This is a genomic window from Nocardioides salarius (assembly GCF_016907435.1).
In the GTDB taxonomy this organism is placed as follows: Bacteria; Actinomycetota; Actinomycetes; order Propionibacteriales; family Nocardioidaceae; genus Nocardioides; species Nocardioides salarius.
Genome location: NZ_JAFBBZ010000001.1, coordinates 2,043,599 through 2,067,684, shown reverse-complemented (window position 1 = coordinate 2,067,684; position 24,086 = coordinate 2,043,599). Strand labels below are relative to the sequence as shown.

Below are 24,086 nucleotides of genomic sequence, written 5' to 3'. Positions count from 1 at the left end.
TAGGCGGACCATCGACGAGTCATCGACGAATCAGGGTCAAGAGCGCTCTTCAACTACCCTTCCGCGACGTGAGAGCCGGACGTCCCCCCAGCCCCCGCACCCGCCTCGTCCTCGGCGGGCTGCTCGCCGCCGCCCTGGCGGCGCTGCCGCTGGTCGCCGAGCCGGTCGCCGACCAGGCGAGCGCCGACGCCGGCACGCCCCCGGTCGCGGCCGAGGGCATCCGGCCGCTGCCGCAGGTGCGCAAGGCCGCGGCGCCCGACGCGCCCAACATCATCCTGATCACCACCGACGACCAGACGCTCGACGACCTGCGGCACATGCCGCAGACCCGCAAGAAGCTGGGCAAGCACGGTGCGGTCTTCAAGGACATGGTCTCGCCGCACCCGCTGTGCTGCCCCGCGCGCGCCGAGATCATCAGCGGCCAGTACGCCCAGAACAACGGCGTGCACTCCAACGGCGGCGAGTGGGGCGGCTACATGGCCCTGCGCGAGCCCGACAACACCCTGCAGCGCTGGCTCTACGAGGCCGGCTACCACACCGCGGTCGTCGGCAAGTTCATCAACTACTGGTTCCCCGAGACCCAGGCCGTGCCGCTGGGCTGGGAGTGGTTCGACGCCTCGGCGAAGAACTCCTTCGGCTACTACGACTTCGACATGTTCACCAACGGCGAGCGCACCCGCTACGACGACGGCGAGTCCTACTCCACGACCTACACCACCGAGCGCACCGTGCAGCTCGTCGAGGACTGGAGCGCCGGGCGTGACCCGCTGCGCGACGGCGCGCCGGGCGAGGACAAGCCGTTCTTCATCTGGACCTCCTACTACGCCCCCCACGGCGAGTGCGGCGAGGGCTCCTGCAAGGTCGGCCCGGCCCCCGAGAAGCGCTACCGCGACCTCTACCCCGGCGCCACGCCGCCCAGCTTCGCCAAGGCGTCGTACGACGCCCGCCTCGACGACCCCAACCCGCACATCAAGGGCAAGGCGGTGCTCGACCGCGCGCGAATCGCGCAGTTCCACCGCCAGCGGATCCAGTCGTTGCGCAGCGTCGACGACGGCGTGACCGCGATCGTGCGGGCCCTGCGCGCGGCGGGCGAGCTCGACGACACCGTGGTCATGTTCACCTCCGACAACGGCTACCTGCTCGGCGAGCACCGCTACCTGGGCAAGACCCTGGCCTACGAGGAGGCGCTGCGGGTGCCCCTCCTGGTGCGCGGCCCGGGCATCGCGCGGCGGACCAAGGTCACCGAGCCGGTCACCACCGTCGACCTGGCCTCGACCGTCGTCGACCTGGCCGGCGCGACCCCGGGCCGCACCCTCGACGGGCGCAGCCTCGCCGGGGCCGCCCGCGGCCAGGCCCGGCTGCGCGCCGACACGGTGCTGGTGCAGGCGGGCGCCCGCTCGGCCCGCGCCGGGACCGGACCGTGGATGTTCCGGGGCGTGCGCACCGACCGCTACACGCTCACGAAGTGGCGCAAGCGCTCGGGCCGCATCCACATCGACCTTTTCGACCGCCGCCGCGACCCCGAGCAGGTCGACAACCTGGCGGGCACCCGGCGCTACCGCCCGGTGCGCCTGGAGCTGAAGAAGCGGCTGCGCGCCCTCGACGGCTGCGCGGGCAGCGACTGCTTCCAGCGCTTCGGGCCGGTGCCGGCCCCGCGCCGCGGCTGACGCCCCTCCTCTTCAGCCCCGTCGCCCCAGCCCGTCGCCTCGGCCCGTTGCCTCAGCCCGGCTGCTCAACTCGGTCGGGCCCCGCTCGTCGACCGGGCCCGGGCCTGGCCCGGTGTCTCGCCGCGCCAGCGGCGGAAGGCCCGGGCGAAGGCGGTCTCGTCGGAGTAGCCCAGGCGCAGCGCCACGTCGGAGACCCGCTCGCCCCGCTCGAGGGCCCGCACCGCGAGCTGCTCGAGGGTGCGCTCGCGCACGGCCGAGAAGCTCAGCCCGTCCTCGGCGAGCAGCCGGTTGAGGTGCCGCCCGCTGTGGGCGAGGTGCTCGGCGACCCGCTCGCGGCCCCAGTCGGGGTGGGCCAGCACCACCTCGCGCACCCGCACGGCCAGGTCCTGCTCGCCGAGCCGGGCCAGGGTGCGGTCGGCCAGCTCCCGCAGGTGGTCGCGCAGCGCCGCGTTGGCCTGCACCAGCGGCAGGTCGAGCTGGGCGGCCTCGAGCACCAGCGCGTGGCCGGCGGCGTCGAAGCGCACCGGCAGGCCCAGCACCGCGGCGTGCGCCGGGTCGGGGCCGGGGGCCGCGTGCGCCAGCTCGAGCGCGACCGGCGCGACGTGCCCGCCCGTGGCCCAGCGCGCCAGGTGCAGCAGCGTGGTCAGCGCCGCCTCCGTGCGCTCCAGCGGGCGTACGCCGAAGTCGTGCTCGAACTCGACCCGCACGAGCGGCCCGTCGCGGTGCAGGGTGAACGCCCCCGGGCCGATCACCGGCGCGTAGGCCGTCAGCTCCTCCAGCGCCTCGCCCAGCGTCGCGCAGGTCACCAGCAGCATGCCGGCGCTGTCGAGGTGCCCGACCTGCATCCGCAGCCCCAGGCGCAGCCCGGCCAGCGGGTCGCCGGCGCCCGCGCAGTACTCCTCCCACAGCTCGTCCTGCCAGGCCAGCGGCACCCGCTCGGCGGCGCGCAGCCGGGCGACCAGCGAGTCGTCGAGGGCGATGCCGGTCTCCTGCGCGGCCTGCAGCAGCGCGTGCGCGTACTGCGCGGTCACCTCGCGCCCGGGCCTGGGGTCCATGGCCCGATCATCTCCTGCGCGTCCCGGATTGCCGACCGGGCCGTCCCGAAGGGCCGGGCGCCGGCGCGATGCTGCTCCTAGGGTGACGTGGGTCACGGCACCGTCGCGGTGCCGGGGAGGAGAGGGTGATGGAGACGCACGGGTACGCCGTGGTGGGTGCCGGACCGATGGGGCTGGCCTGTGTGCGGGCGCTGACCCGGGCCGGGCTGCCCGTGACCGGGCTCGAGCTGCACACCGACGTCGGCGGGCTGTGGGACATCGAGAACCCGCACTCGACGATGTACGACAGTGCGCACCTGATCTCCTCGCGGCACATGACCCAGTTCGCCGAGCACCCGATGGACCCCGCGGGGGCGGCGTACCCCCACCACAGCGAGGTGCGCGACTACCTGGCCTCCTACGCCGAGCGCTTCGACCTGCGCTCGCACTACGAGCTGGGCACCCGGGTGGTCTCGGCCCGCCCGCACGAGGCCGGCTGGGAGCTGGTCACCGAGCACGACGGCGAGCAGCGCACCCGCGTCTTCGAAGGCCTCCTGGTCGCCTCGGGCACCCTGCACACGCCCCGGCTGCCGCAGCTGCCCGGCGAGTTCGCCGGCACCGTGCTGCACTCCTCGCAGTACCGCTCGCCGTCGGTGTTCACCGGCCAGCGGGTGCTGGTCGTGGGCTGCGGCAACTCCGGCGCCGACATCGCCGTCGACGCGGTGCACCACGCCGCGAGCGTCGACATGAGCGTGCGCCGCGGCTACCACTTCCTGCCCAAGTTCGTCGCCGGCCGGCCCATCGACACCCTCGGAGGCCGGCTGCGGCTGCCCCGGGCGGTCAAGCAGCGCGTCGACGGCGCGCTGATCCGCGGCCTCGTCGGACGGCCCAGCGACTACGGCCTGCCCGACCCCGACTACCGGCTCTACGAGTCGCACCCGGTCGTGAACTCGCTCGTGCTGCACCACCTCGGGCACGGCGACATCACCGCGCGGCGCGACATCACCGCGATCGAGGGGCACCGGGTCACCTTCGGCGACGGCGAGAGCGCGGAGTACGACGTGCTGCTGCTGGCCACCGGCTACGAGCTCGACTACCCCTTCCTCGACCGCGGCGACCTGGCCTGGCCCGCGGGCGTGGACGCGCCGCAGCTCTACCTCAACGTCTTCCACCCCGAGCGCGACGACCTCTTCGTGATGGGGATGGTCGAGGCCACCGGACTGGGCTGGGAGGGCCGGCACCAGCAGGCGCTGCTGGTCGCGCGCTACCTGGCGCACCGGCGGGCCGGCACCGGCGCCACCGGCCCCCTCGACCGGGCCCGGCGCGAGCGCTCGACCCAGCGCGAGGACGGCGGCTACGACTACCTGCCGCTGGCGCGGATGGCCTACTACGTCGACAAGCAGACCTACCTCGACGCGCTCTCGGCGCACCTCGCCGAGCTGCCCGAGCTCCCCGAGCCGCCCGCTGCCCCCGCGCGGCGCGCCGGCGAGCGGGTGCACGCATGACCGAGATCGCGCTGCCCGACCTGACCCTGCTCAACATCCTGCTCGGCCTGATGATGTTCGGGGTCGCGCTCACCCTGCGGCCGGCCGACTTCGTGCGCATCGTCAAGGCGCCCAAGGCCCCGGCCGCCGGCCTGGTGGCGCAGTTCGTGCTGCTGCCGGCCGGCACCTGCCTGGCGGCCTGGCTGCTGCCGGTCAGCGCCGAGGTCGCGCTGGGGATGATGCTGGTGGCGGCCTGCCCCGGCGGGTCGTTCTCCAACATCCTGACCTGGCTGGCCCGCGGCAACGTGGCGGTCTCGGTCTCGATGACGGCCGTCTCGAGCCTGGCGGCGACCGTGCTGACGCCGCTCAACTTCGCGCTCTACGGCACCCTCAACCCGCGCACCCGCGACCTGATGACCGACATCTCGCTCGACCGGGTCGACCTGCTGCTGCTCGTGCTGCTGGTGCTCGCGCTGCCGATGGCGCTGGGCATGCTGGTCGGGGGCCGGTTCCCGGGCTTCGCCGCGCGCAGCGAGAAGCCGTGGCGGATCGGCTCGATGCTGGTCTTCCTGGCCTTCGTCGCGATCGCCTTCGGCAACAACCTCGAGCTCTTCCTCGACCAGATCGGCACCTTCTTCTGGGTCGTGGTCGGCCACAACGCGCTGGCGCTGCTGCTGGGCCAGCTCATCGGCCGGGGGCTGCGGATGCCGGTCAGCGACCGCCGCGCGGTCACGCTCGAGGTCGGCATCCAGAACTCCGGGCTGGGCCTGGTCATCGCCTTCACCTTCTTCCCCGAGCTCGGCGGGGTGCTGCTGGTCGCTGCGTTCTGGGGCGTGTGGCACCTGGTCTCCGGGCTCACCCTGGCCCAGGTCTGGTCGCGGCGCCCGCTGCCGGCCGACGACCCGGTGCACCGCGACCCGGTGGGCGCGCGATGAGCCGCCGCGTCGTCGTCACCGGTGCGGCCGGCTACCTGGGCCGCCAGCTCGCCACACGTCTCGCGGCGTCGTACGACGTGCTGGGGCTCGACGTGCGCGACCCCGCCGAGGTGGCGGACCCGGGCGAGCTGGGCTTCGAGCTGCGCCGCGGCGACGTGCGCGACCCGGCGCTCGTCGAGACGCTGCGCGGCTTCGGCGCGACCCACGTCGTGCACCTGGCCTCGGTGCTGGTCGCCTCCCGCGACCGGGCCCGCGACTTCGACATCGACGTCAACGGCACCCGCAACGTGGTCGAGGCCTGCCTGGGCGCCGGGGTGGAGCACCTGACGGTGACCAGCTCGGGTGCGGCCTACGGCTACCACCCCGACAACCCGGCGTGGATCGACGAGCACGACCCGCTGCGCGGCAACCCCGAGTTCGCCTACAGCGACCACAAGCGCCGGGTCGAGGAGCTGCTGGCCGGCTACCGCCAGAGCCACCCGCGGCTGCGCCAGCTGGTGCTGCGCCCCGGCACCGTGCTCGGCGACAGCACCGACAACCAGATCACCGGGCTGTTCACCGGCCCCCGGGTGGTCGCGCTGCGCGGCTGCCCCTCGCCGTTCGTGCTGATCTGGGACCAGGACGTGCTCGGGGTGCTCGAGCAGGGCATCGCGACCGACCACGCCGGGATCTACAACCTCGCCGGTGACGGCGCGCTGACCATGCCCGAGATCGCCGAGCGGCTCGGGAAGCCGCTGCTGGCGCTGCCGGTGCCGCTGGTGCGCGCCGGGCTGCAGGTGCAGCGCTGGCGGGGGAGGCCGGTCGGCCCCGAGCAGGTGGCGTTCCTGCGCTACCGCCCGGTGCTGTCGAACCGGCGGCTCAAGGAGGAGATGGGCTACGTGCCGCAGCGCACCACGCTCGAGGTGCTCGAGGGCTTCGCCCAGGCGCGCGGGATGGTGCTGGCATGAGGGGGTCGGCGTGAGCGTCGTGCTCGTGACCGGCGCGGCCTCCGGGCTGGGCTGGGCGATGACCCGGCGCTGGTACGAGGCCGGCCACGACCTGGTGCTCGCCGACGTCGACGCCGCCGGCCTGGCCGACCGGGTCGACGGCCTCGACCCGGAGCGGGTGCTGGGCGTGGTCACCGACGTGACCGACGCAGGCGACCTGGCGGCGCTGGTCGAGGCGACCCGCGAGCGGTTCGGTCGTCTCGACGTGCTCGTCAACAACGCCGGCATCACCCACCGCAGCCCCGCGCACCGCACCGACCCCGCGGTCTTCCGCACCGTGATGGCCGTCGACTGGCAGGGCCCGGTCGAGCTGACGCTGGCGGCGCTGCCGCTGCTGCGCGAGAGCCGCGGCACGGTCGTGTGCATCTCCTCGATGGCCGGCTGGATGCCGGTGCCCGGCCGGGCGGCGTACGGCGCGGCGAAGGCGGCGCTCACCCAGTTCTTCGAGGTGCTGCGCCTCGAGCTGGAGCCGCAGGGTGTGCGGGTGCTGATGGTGCACCCCTCGTTCCTGGACACCCCGATCGAGCAGCACGCCCTGGGTGAGGACGGCCGGCCCACCGGTCGCGCCCGCTCGACCGTGGGGCGGCTGCGCTCGGCCGACGACACCGCCGCGCGCATCGACCGGGCGCTGCAGGCCGGCCGGCCGCGGCTCTTCCCCGACCGGGGCACGGTCGTGGCCAGCCTGCTGTGGCGCCTCGCGCCCTCGCTCTACCAGGCGCAGGTGCGCCGGCGCTTCGCCGACGACCTGCGCTAGGCGCCGGGTGTCGGCCGCGGCGTGTACGTGGGGCAGCGGCGACCCAGCAACCCATCGGTGCCCACACCCGGTTGCTGACGCACCGCGGGCGTGGCTGTGCGAAGCCCCTCGGTGTGCTGGCAGCCGAGCCCGCAGCCAGGACGGTTGCTGGTGCACCGCCCGACTCGATGGGCCGTTGTGCCCGTTCGACTACGACCTGCTCAAGCCGCACCGACGCGGGGCTGACATGCGACTCTGCCGCGTAGCGTGCTTCGCCTGACCGACGATGACGCATGGATTCATCGGGAGCGCACCGCGCTCAGTCGGTGAGTACGTCGAGTGCTGACATCGCGTCGTCGCGGGCCCGTGCCGGGAGCCGCGTCCAGGCAGGGTGTCCGGCTGGGAGGCGGTCGCGGAGCCAGATGAGGCGCGGGCGGTCGGAGCCGGTGATCTCTCGCGCTCGGCGAAAGGGTCGTCGATGCATGCCAGGAGCGCGGCGGCGTCGTAGAGGTGGCGGTCTGGGTCGCGGGAGTCGGCTTTGTGGGCGGCGGACTTGAGGACGACGGCGCCGAAGGGCCGCGGGACCGAGATGGTGGTGAAGGTGCCCGGGGTGATCTCCAAGCGGGCGTTGATGGTGCGGCGCAGCGCCTGGGTGCCACCCTCGATCTGGACCATGTCGCGGCCAGCGAGGCGCTCGGTGACGCTCGGGGCGTGGTGGTCGGAGACGAGAACGTCGACGATCTCCTGTGTCTTGTCGGCCTCCTCCGGTGCGCCGGTGACGAGGTCGATGGTGCTGGTTCCGCGCAGGAAGCGGTGGGCGGTGTTGTTGCGGGGGTCGACTGCGGAGCGCAGTTCGTAGCCGAGGGCACGCAGGGCCCCGGCAGTGGCGTCCGCCACACCGCGGGTGGTCTCGATGTGCAGGACGATGTCGACATCGTTGGTCGGGCGCACGACGCCCAGGCCGTGGTGCACCGAGTGGAGCTGGGTCATCAGGCCGCCCACCAGGGTCCACCGGTCGGCGGAGAGGACCGAGGCGATTTCGGCGACGTTCGGCCACGGGTCGGGCCACCCGCCTTCCGCGCCAGTGATGTCGACGGTGGGACGCTCCGGCTTGATCGGGTCGCTCACGCGAAGGTCTCCAAGACGATGCGTAGCGCTCGCTCCCCCAACCCGCGCTCGCGGGGGTCGAGGGAGGTGGCGGCGTCGATGGCTCCTAGGGCCCGGCCATGCGCGAGCCGCCGTACGGTGTCGAGATCGAAGGAGGTCGCGCGCAGGGTGATGGCCCCCGAAGCGTCCTGGCGGAGCCGGTAGCGTCGTACGGCGTTGTCGAGGTCGTCCGCAGCCAAGTAGCCGTCGACGACGGCGGCGTCCTCCACCAGACCCAGGCGCGAGCGGTCCACGGTGACGAGGTCGTGGCGTAACCGCTCCGCGACGGAACGGTGCCCGGTGCAGGTCGTGACCTGTGCCCGGCCCCGCAGCCGGGTGAGCAGGTCGTCGGTCTCGGTGACCTGGCGTAGGGCGGAGCGCAGTCGTGAGCGCTGGACCTGGCCGAGCCAGGGAGCCTGCTCGCCGGAGAGGAGCGCGATGGCGCCCCAGGCTGTGTGCTCAGCCCATACGCGCTTGCGGCCGCCGGAGTGGGAGGCCAGGTAGCGCTCAACGGAGGCACGGTCAACCAGTCCGGCGCCAACGCGAATGATCTGGCCGGACTCGACGAGAACGTTGAAGTGCCGGACGGTGACGCCTAGGGCGTGTCTCCTAAAGAACGCGGGGTCGGGCCGGGATTGTTGACTCATGTCGCGTTCTGCTGTGCTGACTGACGCTCAATGGGCCCGTGTCGAGCCTCTGATGCCCTCGTCTGACGGGCAGAGGGGGCGGCCGTTCCGCGATCACCGACAAGTGATCGAGGGCATCGTCTACCGGCTCCGGACCGGGGTGGCGTGGCGAGACCTGCCGGAGTCCTTCGGACCGTGGCAGACGATCTGGAAGCGTCACAAGCGGTTCAGCACGGACGGGACCTGGGACAGAATTCACGCTCGCCTGGTTTCTGAGGCCGACGCCGCTGGAGCCGTGGAATGGAACGTCTCGGTCGACTCCACGATCAACCGCGCTCACCAGCACGCCACCACGTTGAGCCGGGTCGAGGTCCCAGCCGGGCGCCGCACAGGGGGCTGAACCGAACTACAAGGATCTGCGGGCCGAGCCTCCCGACCATGCCCTCGGTCGCTCGCGCGGCGGGATGTCGACCAAGATCCATCAGCTCGTCGACGGACAGGGCCGCCCACTGGTCATCGCGCTGACACCAGGCCAGTCCGGCGACTCGCCCATGCTCAAGCCTCTCCTGTCGCACCTGGCCGTCAAGCGAATGGGGCCAGGGCGGCCGCGCACCCGCCCGGATGCGGTGCTCGGCGACAAGGCCTACTCCTCACGCGCGATTCGCACCGAGCTGCGATCACGAGGTGTCCGAGCGGTCATCCCGCAGCCTTCGGACCAGATCGCCCACCGCAAGCGTCGCGGCTCGGCCGGCGGCCGGCCGCCGGCATTCGACGCCACGACCTACAAGGGGCGCAACGTCATCGAGCGATCCTTCAACGACCACAAACAGTGGCGCGGTCTGGCTACCCGCTACGACAAACTCGCCGCGGTCTACCGAGGAGGCGTGGTCCTACGCGCCATCACCATCTGGCTTCGCGAATAGGGAGACACGCCCTAGCTCGTAGCCGAGGTGGCTGGCCACGGCGACTATCCCGAGCCGGGTCCAGCGACGGTAGGGCATGCGTCTCAGGGTACCCGCGCGGCTACTGGTCAGCGGACGTCCTCGGACCGGGACAGGAGTCCGCACTCGCGCGTGTGCGGACCGGCGGAGTGGTCGACCAGACCGTGACGAAACGGCGGCGAAGTTGACGTTCGCACAGGGTCGTGACCACAGCATTCCCGGAGCGTCTCGACGGCATGCCGCAGCCCTCGATGACCGTGCCCTCCCAGTCTTGGAGGTCGCCGTAGGTGCTTGGCTCGGCTCTGCGGTGGACGACCCGTGCCAGGAGCCAGCGGAGCGTCTGCGACGTCCTCGGTGTCGAGGACACGGTGCGGGTCGATCGCGGATCGTCTCGTATGTCGTCCGTTCCGCGTTGGGCGTCTACTGCATGGGCAGCGAGATGTAGCCCCGGATCGGGCCGGAGTGGAGCCTGACGGCCGCGTCGAGGTCGACGTCCCAGTCAGGACGGCGAGTCAGCAGTGTCTGGAGAGCGATGCGTGCTTCGAGGCGGGCCAAGGATGCGCCGAGGCAGAAGTGGATGCCGCGTCCGAAGGCAACCTGTCGTTCGGGGTGCCGGTTGACGTCGAAGCGGTCTGCGTGGGGAAAGGCGTGATCGTCGCGGTTGGCCGAACCGAAGAGAAGCAGCACCGTGTCACCGGTCTGCATGCTTTCCCCGTGCAGCTCCACCGGCGCGGTGAGGGTTCGCGCGAGGCCCTGGACGGGTGAGTCGAAGCGAAGTAGTTCCTCGACCGCGGCCGGCACGAGTTCTGGGTCGTCCGCCAGCTGCTGTCGGACATCGGGGTGCTGGGCGAGCACCACGGCGCTGTTGGAGAGTAGGTTGGTGGTGGTCTCGTGCCCGGCGACGAGCAGCAGTAGGCAGAACCCGAGCAGCTCTTCTTCGCTGAGGTACTCGCCGTCGACTTCGGCCTGGACGAGTGCCGTCATGAGGTCGTCTTGAGGGTGCGCGCGTCGCTCGGCGAGGAAGGCTGTGAAGTACTCGTAGAGCGCGGCGGCGGCATCCAGCCCGGCGCCGAACTCTCCTCGGACAGGATTCGACTGGATCAGCGTGGTGGACCATGCCCGGAACTGATCACGGTCGTCACGCGGAACGCCGAGCATGTCCGCGATGACGATGGCGGGAAGCGGGCCGGCGAACCCGGAGACGAACTCCCAATTGCCTGCCTCCGGAGTTTGGTCGAGGAGGTCCTTGACCAAGGTCTCGATGTGCGGCTCGAGCGCTGCGATGCGACGCGGGGTGAAGGCTCGACTGACGATCTGGCGCAGCTGGGTGTGCCGGGGTGGATCGCTCATGATGAGCATCGGCAGGAACAGTTCCGTCATGTCGACCCCGGGTGGGGTTGGGAAGATGCCCGACGCTGAGGAGTACGTCGCCGGGTCGGCCAGGGCGGCGGAGACGTCGTCGTACCGGCTGAGTACCCACGAGTTGGCCTCGCGCGACCAGTGGGCCGGGGAGTTGGCCCGCAGCTCTCGGTAGACGGGATAGGGGTCAGCTATCACCTCGGCGTCGAACGGGCTGTAGGTCAGTGGCTGATCGCTCATCGAACATCTCCTTCGCGGTCGCTCCTTCATCCGCAGCCCTCGGCTGTGATCGATGTCGAGTACGGACAGTGGGCGGGGGCGACGACCGTGCCGCCCACCGACCGTCGCTCGGTGGGCCGCGTCATCTTCTGAACTCTTGGTTTGTACTGTGAGTACAACATACGATGTCGCATAGGTCGAGACCCGCGACCTCACCGAGATCGACGGCACCCGAACGGAGACGTGTGGGATGAGGAAGCTTCCGGCGAAGTTGGCCAGTCAGCTCTACGGGGCGGCGGAGCTGATCGCGGAGCGCGGTCTGGACGGCACCAAGATCGAAGACATCGCCGAAGCCACGGGCATCCCCAAGGCCACGATCTACTACCACCTCGACGGCAAGAATGCCGTGCTGGAGTTTCTCCTCGGCGACCTGTTGGACATGATCGCCGGAGCCGTCGGTGTTGCGGTCACGAGTGAGGAGAACGCGCGGACCCGACTCGAGGCGGCTGTGCTGGCGCAGCTGGGCGTGATGCTCGAGCACCCGTCCTTGTGCCGGGCACTGGTCGGCGACCTCGGACGCGCGACCCGGCTGCCCGAGTTGGCGGCGGCACTGCGGACTGCCTTCTACGAACCGATCGAGCAACTATTGGCTGACGGTGTCTCCGACGGGTCCCTGCGCCAGGTCGCCGACCCGGCAGCCGTGGCCTTGAGCGTCTTCGGTGCCATCACCGTCGCTGGCCTCAGCGCGGCCGTCGAGGGGCCCTCCGCCGACCCGTCCGCCGACGCAGCACGGTTCTCCGCCGCGATCACCGAGCTGGTCCTCGACGGTCTCGCGACACCTGGCAGTCGCGACCAGCGGCGGGGTGACCCGCTGTGAGCAGCATGGAGGAGCTCCTCGCCAGCTGGAACGAGAAGTTCCGGCTGCACGCTGATGGTGCTCAACTTCCCCCGCACCACACCCTCTGCCTCGCCTGTGGACCCGACAACCCGCACGGCCACCACCTCACCGTCAATCGTCGAGGAGAGGAGGTGCACGCGACCCACGTCTTCGATGAACGTCACGTGGGCGCACCCGGGATCGCCCACGGCGGTGCCGTAGCAACCGTTTTCGACGACCTCTTCGGGTTCCTGCTCTACCTCACGGGCGGTCCTGCGGTGACCCGGAAGCTCGAGGTGCTCTACGACTCACCGGTCATCCTCGGCACTACCTACGACCTCGCCGCCAGGGTCACCCGCACAGAAGGGCGCAAACTCTTCATGGAAGCCGACATGAAGCAGCTCGGAGGGTCACGTGTCGCCTCCGCCTCGGCCCTCTTCCTTTCTGTGGACGTGACCCACTTCAACCAGGGCTTGCCAATCTGACGCAGACAGTCCGGCGCCGTTCTTCCGGACCAGAGGGTTCCGAGCCGCGCTCGTGGGGGCCGCTCGATCCCGCCGCGCAAGTGCACCTTCTGGGCGCCACGCACCAACAACGTCAGCTCCTGCTCGATTGTCTCCACCGAGACCAGCTCGCCCTCCGCTTTTTGTTGCATGTAGCACCCATACCGCTAGCCGAGGGGGAATCCTGCTCTGTCTCTTGCGCCATAGCCGGGGACGCCTGCGCAGGCGCCGCGACCCACGGGTGGCGGTGGGCAGGCTGCAAGCCGACGCGGGTCGAAGATAGGGCCGAGTGTCCGCGGGCAGACGGACGCCGTGTCAGGAGATGTTGCCGACCAGGTAGCGCTGCAACGTAGGAGCAAACGCGGCCACCAGCTCGTCTTGGCTTGCCGAGGTCAGATCTTCGAGTCCGACGACGTGGCGAGCCACGGCAATGCCCAGGATCTGCGACATGACGAGCACGGCGCGCAATGGTGCCTGCCCGGCTCCGAGCTGGGACACGATCGGTTCCAGCACCCCCGTCGTGAACTTGTCCCGAATCATGCGGGCAGTGTCGGCTTCGACCCCGGCGGTGCGGATGATTGCGAGGATACGCTGCCGCCGGCCTGCTTCATCGAGGGCTTCGATCAGGCACCTGGCTAGGCGCTCGCCGACGTCCCTGGAGTCGCCGTCGAGGAGCTGAGCCCTCAACGCGGCCGAATCGAAAGAGAGGACGGTCACCTCGTCGAAGAGCTCCCGTTTCGAGCCGAAGAAGTATGCCACCAGGGCGGCATCGACGCCTGCCTGTGCCGCGATTGACCTCATGGTCACGCGGTCGTAGCCGCCGGCGGCGAACTGCTCGCGAGCGGCCCGAGCTATCTGCTCGCGTGTCACGCTGTGCCCCGGTCGGCGTCCTGAACCTCCCGGGCTGAGCCTGGGCGTTGCCGTCCCGGGGGTCTTTGTTCGGCCAGAAGGTTGCTCCATACACAACTCACTCCGTGCTCAGTGTGGATGCTGGCGTCGCCTCTCCGTCCCGGGGATCGCCGGCGGAGCCGAATCGACGCTGACAAGGCTCGATAGCGCGCTTCCCGAATCTACCCTGTTCCTCCTATGTATTTCGGCGTACCGTGGGCTGTGCCACTGTGGCTGGGGTGATCGTGAGGCCCGGCTCGCCGCTAGGGGTGGAGGTGAACGAAGTGAGGTACGGAGATCCGTACGGGCCGGCATGGCAACAGCTGGGAAGCGCGTTGTGGGATGCGTTGGCAGTCGTGTTGTGGACGCTGGTGGCTGGCAGCATCGCGTTCGGCTCATGCTGGTGCATGGGCCAGTTCATGTACACCGCGTGGGTTCGCGAGCATCCGCCTCCGCGCCTCCGGTTCGTTGCCGAACGCAAGCTGCGCAGGGATATCGCCCGAGGGCTGGGCGACCTCGAGGAGTACCTGCGCGAACGCGGTCCAGCCTGCCCCCACGATGTTCCTTCTCGTCCCGCGCGGTTTCGCACGTGGAGGCGCCCAGGCGCGCCCCGGCGGTAAGCCAACCTCCATCGCGCCGGACGCCCTCGGTCAGCCGTTCGCTAACTCATCGCTGATGGGCGGGCCCAGACACCCCGTCCGGGGGCCCGGCGATGGCGGCCACCAAGCAACTCCATCAACCCCAGCAGCGACGTTGAGCGCTTTCCGCGCAGCGAGCTGGCACTAACGGAGCTGCGCTTGTGTGACTCGCGGAGCGGTCCAGGCTGACTGTCGAGCCAAAGGGCCGATGGCCGCCCACGTTCAGAGAGGCTGGCAGACGCCGTAGGTCTGGGGCGGCTCCTGAAACATCGCCCGACGTTCGACTCTGGAAGCTTCGCCTACTTCAGTTGCGGACCTCGAGGTGTTGACGACCCGGAGCCTCAGCCTCCTCGTTGAGCATCGTGAGCAGTTTGTCCCCCTCGATGTCGAGGTCTGGCAGCACGCGGTCGAGCCAGCGGGGCAGCCACCATGCTCGCTCGTTGAAGACGGCCATGAGCGCCGGGACGAGCGTCAGCCGGACGACGAAGGCGTCGATAAGGATGCCAGCGGCGAGGGCAAAGCCGATCTGCTTGATCATGATGTCGTGGCTGAAGATGAAGCCGGAGAAGACCGCGACCATGATGATGGCGGCTGCGACGACGACCCGGCTGGCTTGGTCGAACCCGTGGACGACGCTCTGCCGTGCTCCCTCACCGTGGATGTGTGCCTCGCGCATTGAGGAGACCAGGAAGACCTCGTAGTCCATGGCCAGTCCATAGAGGATGCCGGTGACGATGATCGGCATGAAACTCATCAGCGGCCCCCCGGTGTCGAACCCGAAGAGGCTGCTGAGCCAGCCCCACTGGAAGACGGCAGTGGTGGCGCCGAAGGTGGCCAGGATGCTGAGCAGGAAGCCGGCTGTGGCCTTGATCGGGACGACTACCGAGCGGAAGACCAGCATCAGGATCAGCACGGAAAGCGCGATGATGATGCCGAGGTAGAGCGGAAGGACGTCGGCGAGCTTGTCGGACATGTCGATGCCGATGGCGGTGAACCCAGTTACGCCCAACTGTACCTCATTGTCGCCGGCGATCGCGTTGTCGGGCTCGCGCAGCGAAGTCACCAGGTCGCTGGTGACCTCGTCGCTCGGGCCGGAAGTGGGGATGACGCTGAACACGGCCAGGTCGCCGGCTTCGTTGACGCCGACCGGGGCGGCCAGCACGATGTCGTCTCGGTCCTGGAGGTCGGCGATCAGTTTCGCGGTCAGCTCGGGTGTGACGCGGCCGGCGGTGCCGGTGGGTTCTGCGGTGACGAGTAGGGGACCGTTGAATCCCTCGCCGAAGCCTTGCGAGACTGCCTCGTAGCTCTGCCGGGCGGCGGTGTCCTGGTTCGCGGTGGCCCCGGTGGGGATGCCCAGGTTCATGCTGGCGGCGGGGATCGCCATCACGCCCAGGATGGCGACCACACCCACTATGACGGGCCACCGGAACCTGATCACGCCTTTGACCCAGTGGTCGGCGACACTGTGTGATTCCTCCTTGACCTTGGCGCGGCGTTGGGCTCGGGCCTTGTCCGAGCAGATCCGCTCACCGACCAGCCCTAGCAGTGCGGGCAGCAGGGTCAGCGCGATGAGGACGGCCAGGGCCACCGTGGACGCCGCGACCAGGGCCATCGTGGAGAGCATGGCGATGCCGATCACGGTCAGTGCGGTCAGTGCGATGAGGACGGTCACGCCGGCGAAGAAGACGGCACTGCCCGCGGTGCCGACTGCTCTGCCGGCCGCCTCCTGCGCGGTGAGTCCGCGGTCGAGGATGAGCCGTCGCTGCCGGTTGACGACGAACAGCGCGTAATCGATGCCGACGGCGAGGCCCACCATGAGACCGAGCACTGGGGTGGCGGAGTTCATCTCGACGGCCGTCGAGAGCGCGTACGCTCCGCCGACGCCGATGCCGACCCCGACCAGCGCGGTGACCAGGGGAAGGCCGGCCGCGATCAGCGAGCCCAGGGTGAGCACCAGCACCAGGGCGGCGACGGCGAGACCGATCACCTCGCCGATGCCGACCGGGATCTCGATGGCCTTGAGCGAGTCGCTCGGGAGCACGGTGATCCCGGTCCCGTGCTCCGCGCGCTCCACCACCTCGACCACCGAGGTGACGTCATCGTCGGTCAAGGAGGTCGAGGCGACCGTGAACTGGAATTGGAACAGCGCGACCTGACCGTCGGAGGACACCAGCACGCCGGGCACAGGTGCTCCGTCCACCAGCAGCGGCTGGTAGGGAGGCGTCTGCCCCTGCGCCGATCCCGTCGGGGGAGTGCCCGGTGCATTCTCCTCGGGAGTGCCTGGAGCGCCTTGATCAGCCGCACCCGGAGCAAGGTCGAGGGGGTTTACGACCTTGTCGAGGTCATAGACGTCGTTGACGGTGTTGGTGATCACCGAAAGGCGGTCCGCGGTGTCGAGTCGTTCACCCTCCGGGACGGTGAAGACGACGCTGGCCTGACCTCCCGAGGCTGCAGGCAGCTCATCGGCTACGCGGTCGAGCACGGTCTGTGCCTCGGTGCCCTCGATCTTCATCTCGGAGCTGACACTGACCCCGTTGATAGCGACCGCACCGACGACCACGGCGAGGACCGCGAGCCAGCCCGAGATGAACAGCCACGGCTTGCCGAAGGCGGTTCGTCCGAGCCGGTACAGGAAGGTGGACATGGGTCTGGTGCTCCTTGAGGGCGAGGGGGTTCTAGAGGCCGTTGCGTAGGTAGTCGAAGGTCAGGTCGAGAAACGAGCTGTAGTCCATCGCGGCGGAGCTGAGGTCGCTCTCGCCGCTGAGGTGGACGTCGAGGGTGCCCTCCAGGGCGGCCATCACGGCGCCGTACACCGCGCCGAACAGCAGCGGCACATAGATCGAGGGGTACCGGTCCCCGGCCACCGACCCCAAGAGCTCCTGGGCGGTATGACGCATGCGCTGCTGAACACCCAGGACGTAGGGCTCCAGGGTCGGGTACTGCCGCGCCATCGTCATCAGCTCGCGCATCGTCAGCAACGTGTCTTCGGTGAACTGCTCCCTCATGACGGCCAGCAGGGCATCGAGCAAGGGCAGGTCTGCGGGGAGGCTGGTCAGGATCTCGCTGACGTCGTCGACCCGGCCGAACGCGACCGAAGCGACCGCCTCTTCCTTGCAGGAGAAGTGGTTCGCGAAGGTGCGTCGCGAGTAGCCCGCTCGGTCGACCACGTCCGCGGTGACGAAACCGAACAGGCCACGCTCTCGGGTGAGCTGGAACGCCGCCACGGCCAGCGTCTGTCCCGTCGCCTCTCGCTTGAGGTCACGCAGTCCACGATCCATGTGCGCAGTATGACCTGTCGTGCCCAATGGGCAACATTGCCCACCGAGCAGAGCCGTGGCTTCGGGGCGCCATGGACCGCAACAGTCCGACGCGCTCGGTAGCGTGGCGGCAACAGCTCGCCATCGCCCTCCGGCGCCGCGGGTGGCATTGGGTGGGCGTCCAAGGATGGGAGTGCGCGCATGGGCACTGCGGGGGATGGGACGGACGCTGGACGCGTAGCGGACCTCACGCAGCTGGCTGACGGCGCGCAGTTCGCTGACGCCGTGCTGGCTCTACTGGCGGTCGCTCGGCGGACCAGGGGCCGACTGCAGCCCCTCTTCGAGGACGTCACCGTGCCGCAGCTGGTACTGCTGGATGCTGTCCAGGCCTGCGGGCGGGAAGGCATCGTCGCAATCTCGGAGTACACGTTGCTCAGCCAACCGACCGTGACCCAGCAGGCCGCCGCGCTAGAAGCCGCCGGGCTTCTGCGTCGCATCGCAGCCGAGAACGATCGGCGCCGGCGGGTCCTCACGCTCACCGAACGCGGTGAGGACCTCCTGGCATCTAAGCGCGGACTGGTTGCCGACCGGTTATCAGTGGCCTGGGCATCGCTCAGCGCCGAGGAGCGGTCGATCGCGGTCCCGCTGCTGCGTCATATCATTGACCTTGTCTCGGAGTTGGCCTGACACTTGCACGCACGGACGCGGGAGGAGCCGGCGCCTGCGGCCGGCCGATCGGGACGAGCGCGCTCGGGTGGTGCGTGGCCAGCTGTTGGCACGGGCGGCGACGGCCGAGCCCATCCGACTACGACCGACGGACTGACGCGAGGGCCCGCATCTCCCCTGCGCCCCGTCGTAGGACCTGCGAGGGTCTGACCTAAGCCGCCTCCATCAGGGCGAAGTGGGGCCGCGCACGTTCGCCGGTTCGAGAAGTTGGAGACGCCTCTGTTTCGGGCACACCCACCATCGGAGATGCAGGCACGAGAGTCACCAGGAGGCCGGTGTAGCAGACAAACGTCCGAGCCAGCAGTCCCGAGCTCGGCGGTGGTGCTCGCGTGCTGGCGTTCGCTGACTTGCCTACGATTGGTCACCCATCGCTGAGTTCGCCCGCCGCTTTGCGCATCTGAGAGATGGCATGGTCTTCGTCTCTGGGGAGCGTCGCGACGAGCTCATTCACCCGTCGCCAGCGGTCGAACGTCGCTGCGTCGCTACGGCCGGCCGCAGCCAGCGCCGACCACGTGTCCGCGCAGCGCAGGAGCGCGGTTCCGGCCTTCGCCATCTCAGCGGACCCCGTTAGCCGAGCCACGTCGGCACAGAAATGTGCCTGCAACCGGCGGAACAGGCCGCCGCCGGTCCCTGCCTTCTCCACAAAGGCGTGGAGTGAACGCAGCGCGACGTCTAGTTCCGGTTCGGGCATGAGCCCCGGCCACCGGTCGACATCCTCGGCGAATACCGCGACTCCACTGATCCCCGCAGCAGCAACGGCATCCGGCGGCAGCGCCGACGTATCCGGGATAATCGCGGTTACCGGCGCTTGCATGTTCTCGACCGAGGCGACGAGGGCCGAAGCCGCGGTCGGGCGGAGACCGGGCAGGCTCTGGGGCCAGTTCACGAAGTACGTGGTGTGCCTCGTGGGCACGGGGAACGACCGTGACGCGCGCGCCCGCGCAAGAGCCTCGTAGGAGACTTCCTGCACCTCGGCTCGGTCGTTGTCCACCACAAAAGCCTTCTCCGTCTCGTCGTCATAACCGATCACGACGATGTCATGCCGACTCATCTGAAGGCGGACATTGAGGTAGGGCAGCTCAGCAATGTCCGCCCACATCAGCACGGGACGGCCTCGCTGGAGCTCCCTGCGGACCCAGCCCCAACCGGTCACGGGGTCGTCGGTGCCACGGACGTCGACCTCTGCACCGAGCCTCGAAAGAAGGTCGACCTCAAGGTCGCTGCTACGCCCGACGAAGTAGATGGGCGGGGTGAGAGCCGGCACGCGCAGATAGGTGAAACCCAGACCGCCGCCCATCCCGAAGACCAGACCTTCGCTCGGTACCTCCTCCCAGCCGAGACCGGCCCACTCCAGGAGGTCTCTCAGCGCTCCGGAACCGCAATGACCGGCCTCGCGGTGGGGATAGTCCAGCAGGATCCGCCGCGGCTCCGGCTGTCGGGGCAGGAACTCAGCTGACATGGCAACTCCTGGATGGGCTCGCAGGGCTCTGTGCGTACGCCGGTGGGTCGGGCGCGGCGGGTTCCGCGACTCTACATTTCGCTGAGGCACGCAGGGGCTCGCGGTCGACGGCGGTCGTGAGGGCTGGTGCAGGTCACGATTCGAGGGACAGGAACCGGACGGCGACGTCGGAGATCTTGCGCGCCGTCGCGGTTCGGTCCCACTTGGGGAGCGCCAGATGACTGACCGTCAGGCGCACCATGGTGTCGGCCGCGTCGACGACGTCGTCTGGGGGAAGACTCGGGTAACTCTTCGCCACCCATGCGGCTAGGGTGTCGGAGGCGAGGTCGAGAAGCCGCGCGGATGTCGTGAGCAGCGGGAGCATCCCTGTGGACGGCTGACTGCCCGCATCCAGGTCTCGGTTGGAGATGAGCACTGCCTTGAGCAGGGGGCTGCGCTCGGCCTCGATCAAGGTGTAGTCGACGGCTGCTGCGATGCCGCGTTTCGCATCGCCGATGTGTGCCTCCAGCGCCTTCTGGATGCCCTCCAGGAAGCGCGAGGCCTCGCGGAGCACGAGGGCTTCTCCAAGGCCGGCCTTGTCACCGAACTCCTTGTAGAGCGCCGCTCGCGACACCCCGGCACGATGCGCCACCTCTCCCATGCGCACCCGGTCCCAGCCGCGGTCGACGATCAGGTCGTGGGCAGCCTCGAGGACAGCGGCGCGCATGTGCTCCCTGAACCGTTCGCGCATGGAGGGTCCCCGCATGTCAGAGAGGTTAGCGATTCGTGTCTCGCGACCGACTCGCGTCACTGACCTGGACACGCCCGCACGCTCCTAGCGTGCTCGTGGGCCAGTTGGTCGACCATGACGGCGAGGGTGTCCTGAAGCCTCTGCACCCCTACAGCGACTGCCGTCGCCCTCGGCAACTCTCGGAGGTCCTCGAGTTGCACCGGGTCCCCGACCAGCAGGGTGACCCGACGACGGCGGCGGCCCAGCACCACCCTCCCTTCGTAGGCTGGCACGATCGCCTGCACGCCCCATTGAGCAACGGGAATCAATGGAGCCGACGTCTCGAGTGCGATGCGGACAGCACCCGACCTGAGCGACATCAGACGTCCATCCGGTCGCTTTGTGATCGATCCTTCCGGATACACCACGACAAGAGCGCCACGCTCCACGGCTTCGACCGCGGCACGGATCCCTGACCGGCCGTCGGACCGATCGACCTCGACGTGGCCGGCCGACCGGAACCACCAGCCGACTGCTCTACTTTGAAACAGGCTCGCCTTGGCCATGAACCGGGGGGTCCGGCCCTGGGCGAGGATCATCTCCCCCAGGAACAGCGGGTCGGCCTGGGAGACATGGTTGGCCGCCAGCACCACGCCTCCCGACCCGGGCAGGCGCTCCGTACCGCGCCAGTCCGCTCTCCTGCCCAGCAGCAGCAGCGGTTTGCAGACGAGCAACGCCAGCCACCACGCAGGCCCGCGGGCGTCTCTGGGGACGCCTCTCGCGCCCGCGGACCGACCCGAGTCACGCAAGTCCGGAACGATACGCAGGACTCCCATCGCCGTCCAGACCGTCGACCTCCAAGCCATCCTTGCTCACCTCGGCGGGCAATGGCTCGATGGTGACCACGACCAGCGGTCACTGCGGCTTCTCACACCGCCACCTCCGCTGTCAGGGCGGCCATGTCGGCCGCAGTCCCCTGGGTGAGCATGCGTTTGGTGGTCATGAAGTCCCGGGGACGGTTGACACAGTCAGCAGCTATCGGCTCGCCCTTCCGGAGGTAGTAGCAGGTGAAGTCGCGGTCACGGGTCGGGTCACCGCTCATGACGATGTCGTCATAGGCGGTGTTGAGTCCCGCGATCTGGAGCTTGAGGTCATACTGGTCCGACCAGAACCACGGGAGCGCCGCCACCTCCTTGTCATTTCCACAGATAGTCGCCGCTGCCACCTTGGCCTGCTCCACTGCACTCGGGACCGACTCCAGCCTGATTCGTCGGCCGTAGCGGGGGATGTCCTGCGACGTACAGTCCCCGGCCGCCACGATGTCAGGGTCACTGGTGCGGGCGTGGGCGTCGATGAGGATCCCGTCGTCCACGACCAGGCCGGCTGCCTCGGCGAGTTCGGTGGTCGGCTCGATCCCGATCCCGACGATCACAAAGTCCGCTTGGACCGACTCGCCACTGGCCAGCACCACCTCTCGCACGCGGGTGTCGCCGACCAGGGCCTCTACCGAGGCGTTCGTCCTCACGTCGACGCCCTCTTCTTGGTGGATCCGTGTGAAGAAGGCCGACACCTCAGGGGCAGTGACCCGCTCGAGGACCCGGTCTGCGGCCTCGAGGACCGTGACGTGGAGGCCCAACGAGCGCAGCGAGGCGGCGGTCTCCAGCCCGATGTACCCACCACCCACGATGACGGCGTTGCGCCCGGGGATCGCGTCCTCGCGGATCCGCTCCACCCCCGACGATTGACGCAGGTAGTGCACCCCGTCGAGGTCGGCACCCTCGGCGCGGAGACGTCGGGGGTGCGCTCCCGTGCACAGAGCAAGAGCGTCATAGGACAAGCGGTCCCCGGTGCCGAGCACGAGCTCGCCCGCCGGCCGGTCGATCTCCTGCACGCTGGCAGTCACCCGCTCGACGTCCTGCTTGACGTAGAAGTCCTCCGACCGGATGGCCAGCTCCTTCAGCGAGCACTTCCCGGCCAGATATGCCTTCGACAACGGAGGCCTTTGGTACGGCAGCGCCGACTCGTCACCGACCAGCACGATCTCACCCGACCAACCCTCTCGGCGGAGGCTGGTGACCAGCTGCACCCCGGCATGGCTGGCGCCGACCACCACCGCGCGCCCTGAGCTCATCCGCTGCCCTTGGGGGTGAGCTCGACCATCAGCTTGCTGATGCCGCGAACAAAGTTGGACTGCACGTACTGCGGCTCACCGACCACATCGATCCTCTCGAAGCGCGGGAGCAGCTCCTCCCAGAGGATCCGCAGCTGCAGCTCGGCCAACCGGTTGCCCATGCACCGATGCACGCCGAAGCCGAAAGCGATGTGGTTGCGGGCGTTGCGACGGTCGATGATCAGCTCGTCCGGCCGCTCGAACACCGTCTCGTCGCGGTTGCCGGACGCGTACCACATCACCACCTTGTCGCCCTTGCGGATGAACTGACCGTTCAGCATGGTGTCGGTCTTCGCGATCCGCCGCATGTACGCGAGCGGCGTCTGCCAGCGGATGATCTCCGAGACCATGTTCGGGATCAGGTCCGGATTGGCCTTGAGCTTCTCGAACTGGTCGGGGAACTGGTTGAGTGCAAGAACTCCGCCGCTCATCGAGTTGCGTGTGGTGTCGTTGCCGCCCACGATCAGCAGAACAAAGTTGCCGATGAACTCCATCGGACGCTTGATCAGGTCCTTGGTGCTCTCATCGCTCTGCAGCATCGTGACCAGGTCGAACCCGGGCTCTTCGCCGGCCGCGAGCCGGGCGGCCTTGTCGTGCCAGAGTTCAGTGAGTCCTCGCGCCATCTCGAGCATGCCCCGGAACAGCTCGTCGTTGTCGGTAGTGGCCGGGCCGCCGTTGGTCTGCTCCATCGAGGTTGCCAGGTCCGACCACTCGACGAGCTTGTGCCGCTCCTCGAAGGGGAAGTCCAACAGCGTGGCCAGCATGCGGGCGGTCAGTTCGATCGACACCGTGCTCACCCAGTCGAACGGTTCGTTGACGGGCAGGTTGTCCAGGACGTCCCTGACGCGCTCGCGAATGAGGTCCTCCATCTCGTGGAGGTTCTTCGGTGCGACGACACCTTGTACGGCGCGCCGCTGTATGTCGTGCTTGGGCGGGTCCATGGCGATGAACATCGCGACGTCCATGAACCGCGGGGGTGTTCCGATGACGATGAGAGGCTCGGCGGAGAAGACCTCGTGGTTCTTGTCCACCGCCATGATGTCGGCGTGACGCGTCACCGACCAGAACGGGCCGAAGGGACTGTGGGGCTGGTAGTGGACCGGAGCCTCGTTGCGCAGACGTTCGAAGTAGGACGCCCACCGCCCCTGTCGGTAGAGGAACGGGTTGCTGAGGTCGATCTCGGCGAGGGGGACCTCTTCGACCGGCGGGATCCGGGCCTCGACGAACATCGGCCCGTTCGCGCCGGTGACCCAACGCCGGCCCTTGTCGTAGAGGCGCGCGCCCTGGATCTGTCGCTCCAGGGGGATGGCGGACTCCACCTTCGTTTTCACTGTTTCTGGGATCTTCACTTCTGGGAACTTCATCGGGCTTGACCCTCCTGCTACATCTGGAACTCGGGCAACTGCACCGTCAAGCCGTCCCACGATTTGCAGACCTTGACTTGGCACGACAGGCGAGACGTCGGCTGTCGCTCGGGGTTCATCGACAGCATCTCCTCCTCCTCGGGACCGGACCGGCCGACCTTGTCGGCCCAGGCGCGATCAACGATCACGTGGCAGGTGCCGCATGCGGCCTCGCCGCCGCAGTCGGCATCGATGCCCGGGATGGCGTTGTTCGTCGCCACCTGCATCAGCGAGCTGCCCTCCTCGAGCGGGGCCTCGTGCTGCTCCCCATCGTGCGACATGAAGGTGACCACTGCCATCGACAATTCTCCTACCTTTGCCTACCG

The 24,086-nt window shown here is 69.2% G+C and carries 21 protein-coding genes and 1 pseudogene; 9 read left to right on the top strand and 13 right to left on the bottom strand.

The genetic code is table 11. The annotated features are described in order from the left end of the window. Nucleotides 1–68: 68 nt before the first annotated feature. Nucleotides 69–1,667, top strand: coding sequence for a sulfatase family protein (locus JOE61_RS09975; protein ID WP_193670506.1), 1,599 nt, complete (start codon nt 69–71; stop codon nt 1,665–1,667). A gap of 65 nt (nt 1,668–1,732) precedes the next feature. On the opposite strand, the gene JOE61_RS09970 is transcribed toward JOE61_RS09975, so the two are convergent. Beyond that, on the bottom strand, nt 1,733–2,722 hold the full coding sequence (locus JOE61_RS09970) for an AraC family transcriptional regulator (RefSeq protein ID WP_193670505.1): 990 nt from the start codon (nt 2,720–2,722) through the stop codon (nt 1,733–1,735). Nucleotides 2,723–2,850: 128 nt separating this feature from the next. Between JOE61_RS09970 and JOE61_RS09965 the strand changes: the two genes are divergently transcribed. Genes JOE61_RS09965 through JOE61_RS09950 form a run of 4 tightly spaced genes read left to right on the top strand, consistent with a single transcriptional unit; the run spans nt 2,851 to nt 6,860 of the window. Further along, complete coding sequence (locus JOE61_RS09965; protein ID WP_193670504.1) at nt 2,851–4,206, top strand: flavin-containing monooxygenase; 1,356 nt, start codon at nt 2,851–2,853, stop codon at nt 4,204–4,206. Continuing rightward, nucleotides 4,203–5,120: a bile acid:sodium symporter family protein gene (locus JOE61_RS09960; protein WP_193670503.1), complete on the top strand. Its 918-nt coding sequence runs from the start codon at nt 4,203–4,205 to the stop codon at nt 5,118–5,120. Before JOE61_RS09965 ends, JOE61_RS09960 begins: the two co-directional genes overlap by 4 nt. Continuing rightward, nucleotides 5,117–6,067: an SDR family oxidoreductase gene (locus JOE61_RS09955; RefSeq protein WP_193670502.1), complete on the top strand. Its 951-nt coding sequence runs from the start codon at nt 5,117–5,119 to the stop codon at nt 6,065–6,067. Before JOE61_RS09960 ends, JOE61_RS09955 begins: the two co-directional genes overlap by 4 nt. Before the next feature lie 10 nt (nt 6,068–6,077). Next, a complete protein-coding gene (locus JOE61_RS09950; protein WP_193670501.1) occupies nt 6,078–6,860 on the top strand; it encodes an SDR family oxidoreductase in 783 nt (260 codons plus the stop codon). A 189-nt stretch (nt 6,861–7,049) separates the two neighbouring features. Here JOE61_RS09950 and JOE61_RS09945 read toward each other — a convergent pair whose 3' ends face one another. Both JOE61_RS09945 and JOE61_RS09940 read right to left on the bottom strand, forming a co-directional pair. After that, nucleotides 7,050–7,967, bottom strand: coding sequence for a hypothetical protein (locus JOE61_RS09945; protein WP_204797204.1), 918 nt, complete (start codon nt 7,965–7,967; stop codon nt 7,050–7,052). Further along, complete coding sequence (locus JOE61_RS09940) at nt 7,964–8,632, bottom strand: hypothetical protein (protein ID WP_193670500.1); 669 nt, start codon at nt 8,630–8,632, stop codon at nt 7,964–7,966. The genes JOE61_RS09945 and JOE61_RS09940 overlap by 4 nt, the downstream gene beginning before the upstream one ends. On the opposite strand from JOE61_RS09940, the pseudogene JOE61_RS09935 reads away from it, so the two are divergent. After that, a pseudogene (locus JOE61_RS09935) lies at nt 8,631–9,534 on the top strand (IS5 family transposase). The gene JOE61_RS09940 and the pseudogene JOE61_RS09935 overlap by 2 nt on opposite strands. 438 nt (nt 9,535–9,972) lie before the next feature. Here JOE61_RS09935 and JOE61_RS09930 read toward each other — a convergent pair. Next, complete coding sequence (locus JOE61_RS09930; protein WP_068111696.1) at nt 9,973–11,151, bottom strand: cytochrome P450; 1,179 nt, start codon at nt 11,149–11,151, stop codon at nt 9,973–9,975. 229 nt (nt 11,152–11,380) lie between these two features. Between JOE61_RS09930 and JOE61_RS09925 the strand changes: the two genes are divergently transcribed. Together JOE61_RS09925 and JOE61_RS09920 are read left to right on the top strand one after the other, a co-directional pair. After that, the gene (locus tag JOE61_RS09925) at nt 11,381–12,007 is read left to right on the top strand and encodes a TetR/AcrR family transcriptional regulator (protein ID WP_068111701.1); all 627 of its coding nucleotides are present in this window, start codon (nt 11,381–11,383) and stop codon (nt 12,005–12,007) included. Nucleotides 12,008–12,012: 5 nt separating this feature from the next. After that, on the top strand, nt 12,013–12,492 hold the full coding sequence (locus JOE61_RS09920; RefSeq protein ID WP_068115057.1) for a PaaI family thioesterase: 480 nt from the start codon (nt 12,013–12,015) through the stop codon (nt 12,490–12,492). 333 nt (nt 12,493–12,825) lie between these two features. On the opposite strand, the gene JOE61_RS09915 is transcribed toward JOE61_RS09920, so the two are convergent. From JOE61_RS09915 to JOE61_RS09905, 3 genes are all read right to left on the bottom strand, one after another. Then, nucleotides 12,826–13,380 (bottom strand): TetR/AcrR family transcriptional regulator, encoded by a 555-nt coding sequence (locus JOE61_RS09915; RefSeq protein ID WP_068111705.1) that lies wholly within the window; start codon nt 13,378–13,380, stop codon nt 12,826–12,828. 960 nt (nt 13,381–14,340) lie between these two features. Next, on the bottom strand, nt 14,341–16,680 hold the full coding sequence (locus JOE61_RS09910; protein WP_068111707.1) for an MMPL family transporter: 2,340 nt from the start codon (nt 16,678–16,680) through the stop codon (nt 14,341–14,343). 31 nt (nt 16,681–16,711) lie between these two features. Then, complete coding sequence (locus JOE61_RS09905; RefSeq protein WP_068111710.1) at nt 16,712–17,314, bottom strand: TetR/AcrR family transcriptional regulator; 603 nt, start codon at nt 17,312–17,314, stop codon at nt 16,712–16,714. Between the two features lie 333 nt (nt 17,315–17,647). Here JOE61_RS09905 and JOE61_RS09900 point away from each other — a divergent pair, with 333 nt between their 5' ends. Then, complete coding sequence (locus tag JOE61_RS09900; RefSeq protein WP_166318101.1) at nt 17,648–17,980, top strand: MarR family transcriptional regulator; 333 nt, start codon at nt 17,648–17,650, stop codon at nt 17,978–17,980. Between the two features lie 400 nt (nt 17,981–18,380). Here the strand turns inward: JOE61_RS09900 and JOE61_RS09895 are convergent, their stop codons facing one another. From JOE61_RS09895 to JOE61_RS09870, 6 genes are all read right to left on the bottom strand, one after another. Continuing rightward, the gene (locus tag JOE61_RS09895) at nt 18,381–19,478 is read right to left on the bottom strand and encodes a BtrH N-terminal domain-containing protein (RefSeq protein ID WP_068111716.1); all 1,098 of its coding nucleotides are present in this window, start codon (nt 19,476–19,478) and stop codon (nt 18,381–18,383) included. A 133-nt stretch (nt 19,479–19,611) separates the two neighbouring features. After that, on the bottom strand, nt 19,612–20,208 hold the full coding sequence (locus tag JOE61_RS09890; RefSeq protein WP_204797203.1) for a TetR/AcrR family transcriptional regulator: 597 nt from the start codon (nt 20,206–20,208) through the stop codon (nt 19,612–19,614). A gap of 56 nt (nt 20,209–20,264) precedes the next feature. Beyond that, a complete protein-coding gene (locus JOE61_RS09885; protein WP_227492390.1) occupies nt 20,265–21,053 on the bottom strand; it encodes a lysophospholipid acyltransferase family protein in 789 nt (262 codons plus the stop codon). A 62-nt stretch (nt 21,054–21,115) separates the two neighbouring features. After that, nucleotides 21,116–22,273, bottom strand: a complete 1,158-nt coding sequence (locus tag JOE61_RS09880; RefSeq protein ID WP_443678572.1) for an NAD(P)/FAD-dependent oxidoreductase — start codon at nt 22,271–22,273, stop codon at nt 21,116–21,118. 41 nt (nt 22,274–22,314) lie between these two features. Then, nucleotides 22,315–23,721 carry a cytochrome P450 gene (locus JOE61_RS09875; RefSeq protein ID WP_068111724.1) on the bottom strand — a complete coding sequence of 469 codons (1,407 nt, stop codon included), beginning with the start codon at nt 23,719–23,721 and terminating at the stop codon, nt 22,315–22,317. Nucleotides 23,722–23,738: 17 nt separating this feature from the next. Beyond that, entirely contained in the window at nt 23,739–24,059 is a 321-nt protein-coding gene (locus tag JOE61_RS09870) for a 2Fe-2S iron-sulfur cluster-binding protein (protein ID WP_068111727.1), read from the bottom strand. Between the last annotated feature and the right edge of the window lie 27 nt (nt 24,060–24,086).

Excerpts from the sequence above, each read along its gene's own strand:
- JOE61_RS09970 (WP_193670505.1), bottom strand. The coding sequence starts at position 2,722 with ATGGACCCCAGGCCCGGGCGCGAGGTGACCGCGCAGTACGCGCACGCG.
- JOE61_RS09965 (WP_193670504.1), top strand. The coding sequence starts at position 2,851 with ATGGAGACGCACGGGTACGCCGTGGTGGGTGCCGGACCGATGGGGCTG.
- JOE61_RS09960 (WP_193670503.1), top strand. The coding sequence starts at position 4,203 with ATGACCGAGATCGCGCTGCCCGACCTGACCCTGCTCAACATCCTGCTC.
- JOE61_RS09955 (WP_193670502.1), top strand. The coding sequence starts at position 5,117 with ATGAGCCGCCGCGTCGTCGTCACCGGTGCGGCCGGCTACCTGGGCCGC.
- JOE61_RS09940 (WP_193670500.1), bottom strand. The coding sequence starts at position 8,632 with ATGAGTCAACAATCCCGGCCCGACCCCGCGTTCTTTAGGAGACACGCC.
- JOE61_RS09930 (WP_068111696.1), bottom strand. The coding sequence starts at position 11,151 with ATGAGCGATCAGCCACTGACCTACAGCCCGTTCGACGCCGAGGTGATA.
- JOE61_RS09925 (WP_068111701.1), top strand. The coding sequence starts at position 11,381 with ATGAGGAAGCTTCCGGCGAAGTTGGCCAGTCAGCTCTACGGGGCGGCG.
- JOE61_RS09920 (WP_068115057.1), top strand. The coding sequence starts at position 12,013 with ATGGAGGAGCTCCTCGCCAGCTGGAACGAGAAGTTCCGGCTGCACGCT.
- JOE61_RS09910 (WP_068111707.1), bottom strand. The coding sequence starts at position 16,680 with ATGTCCACCTTCCTGTACCGGCTCGGACGAACCGCCTTCGGCAAGCCG.
- JOE61_RS09905 (WP_068111710.1), bottom strand. The coding sequence starts at position 17,314 with ATGGATCGTGGACTGCGTGACCTCAAGCGAGAGGCGACGGGACAGACG.
- JOE61_RS09895 (WP_068111716.1), bottom strand. The coding sequence starts at position 19,478 with ATGTCAGCTGAGTTCCTGCCCCGACAGCCGGAGCCGCGGCGGATCCTG.
- JOE61_RS09890 (WP_204797203.1), bottom strand. The coding sequence starts at position 20,208 with ATGCGCGAACGGTTCAGGGAGCACATGCGCGCCGCTGTCCTCGAGGCT.
- JOE61_RS09885 (WP_227492390.1), bottom strand. The coding sequence starts at position 21,053 with ATGGCTTGGAGGTCGACGGTCTGGACGGCGATGGGAGTCCTGCGTATC.
- JOE61_RS09875 (WP_068111724.1), bottom strand. The coding sequence starts at position 23,721 with ATGAAGTTCCCAGAAGTGAAGATCCCAGAAACAGTGAAAACGAAGGTG.
- JOE61_RS09870 (WP_068111727.1), bottom strand. The coding sequence starts at position 24,059 with ATGGCAGTGGTCACCTTCATGTCGCACGATGGGGAGCAGCACGAGGCC.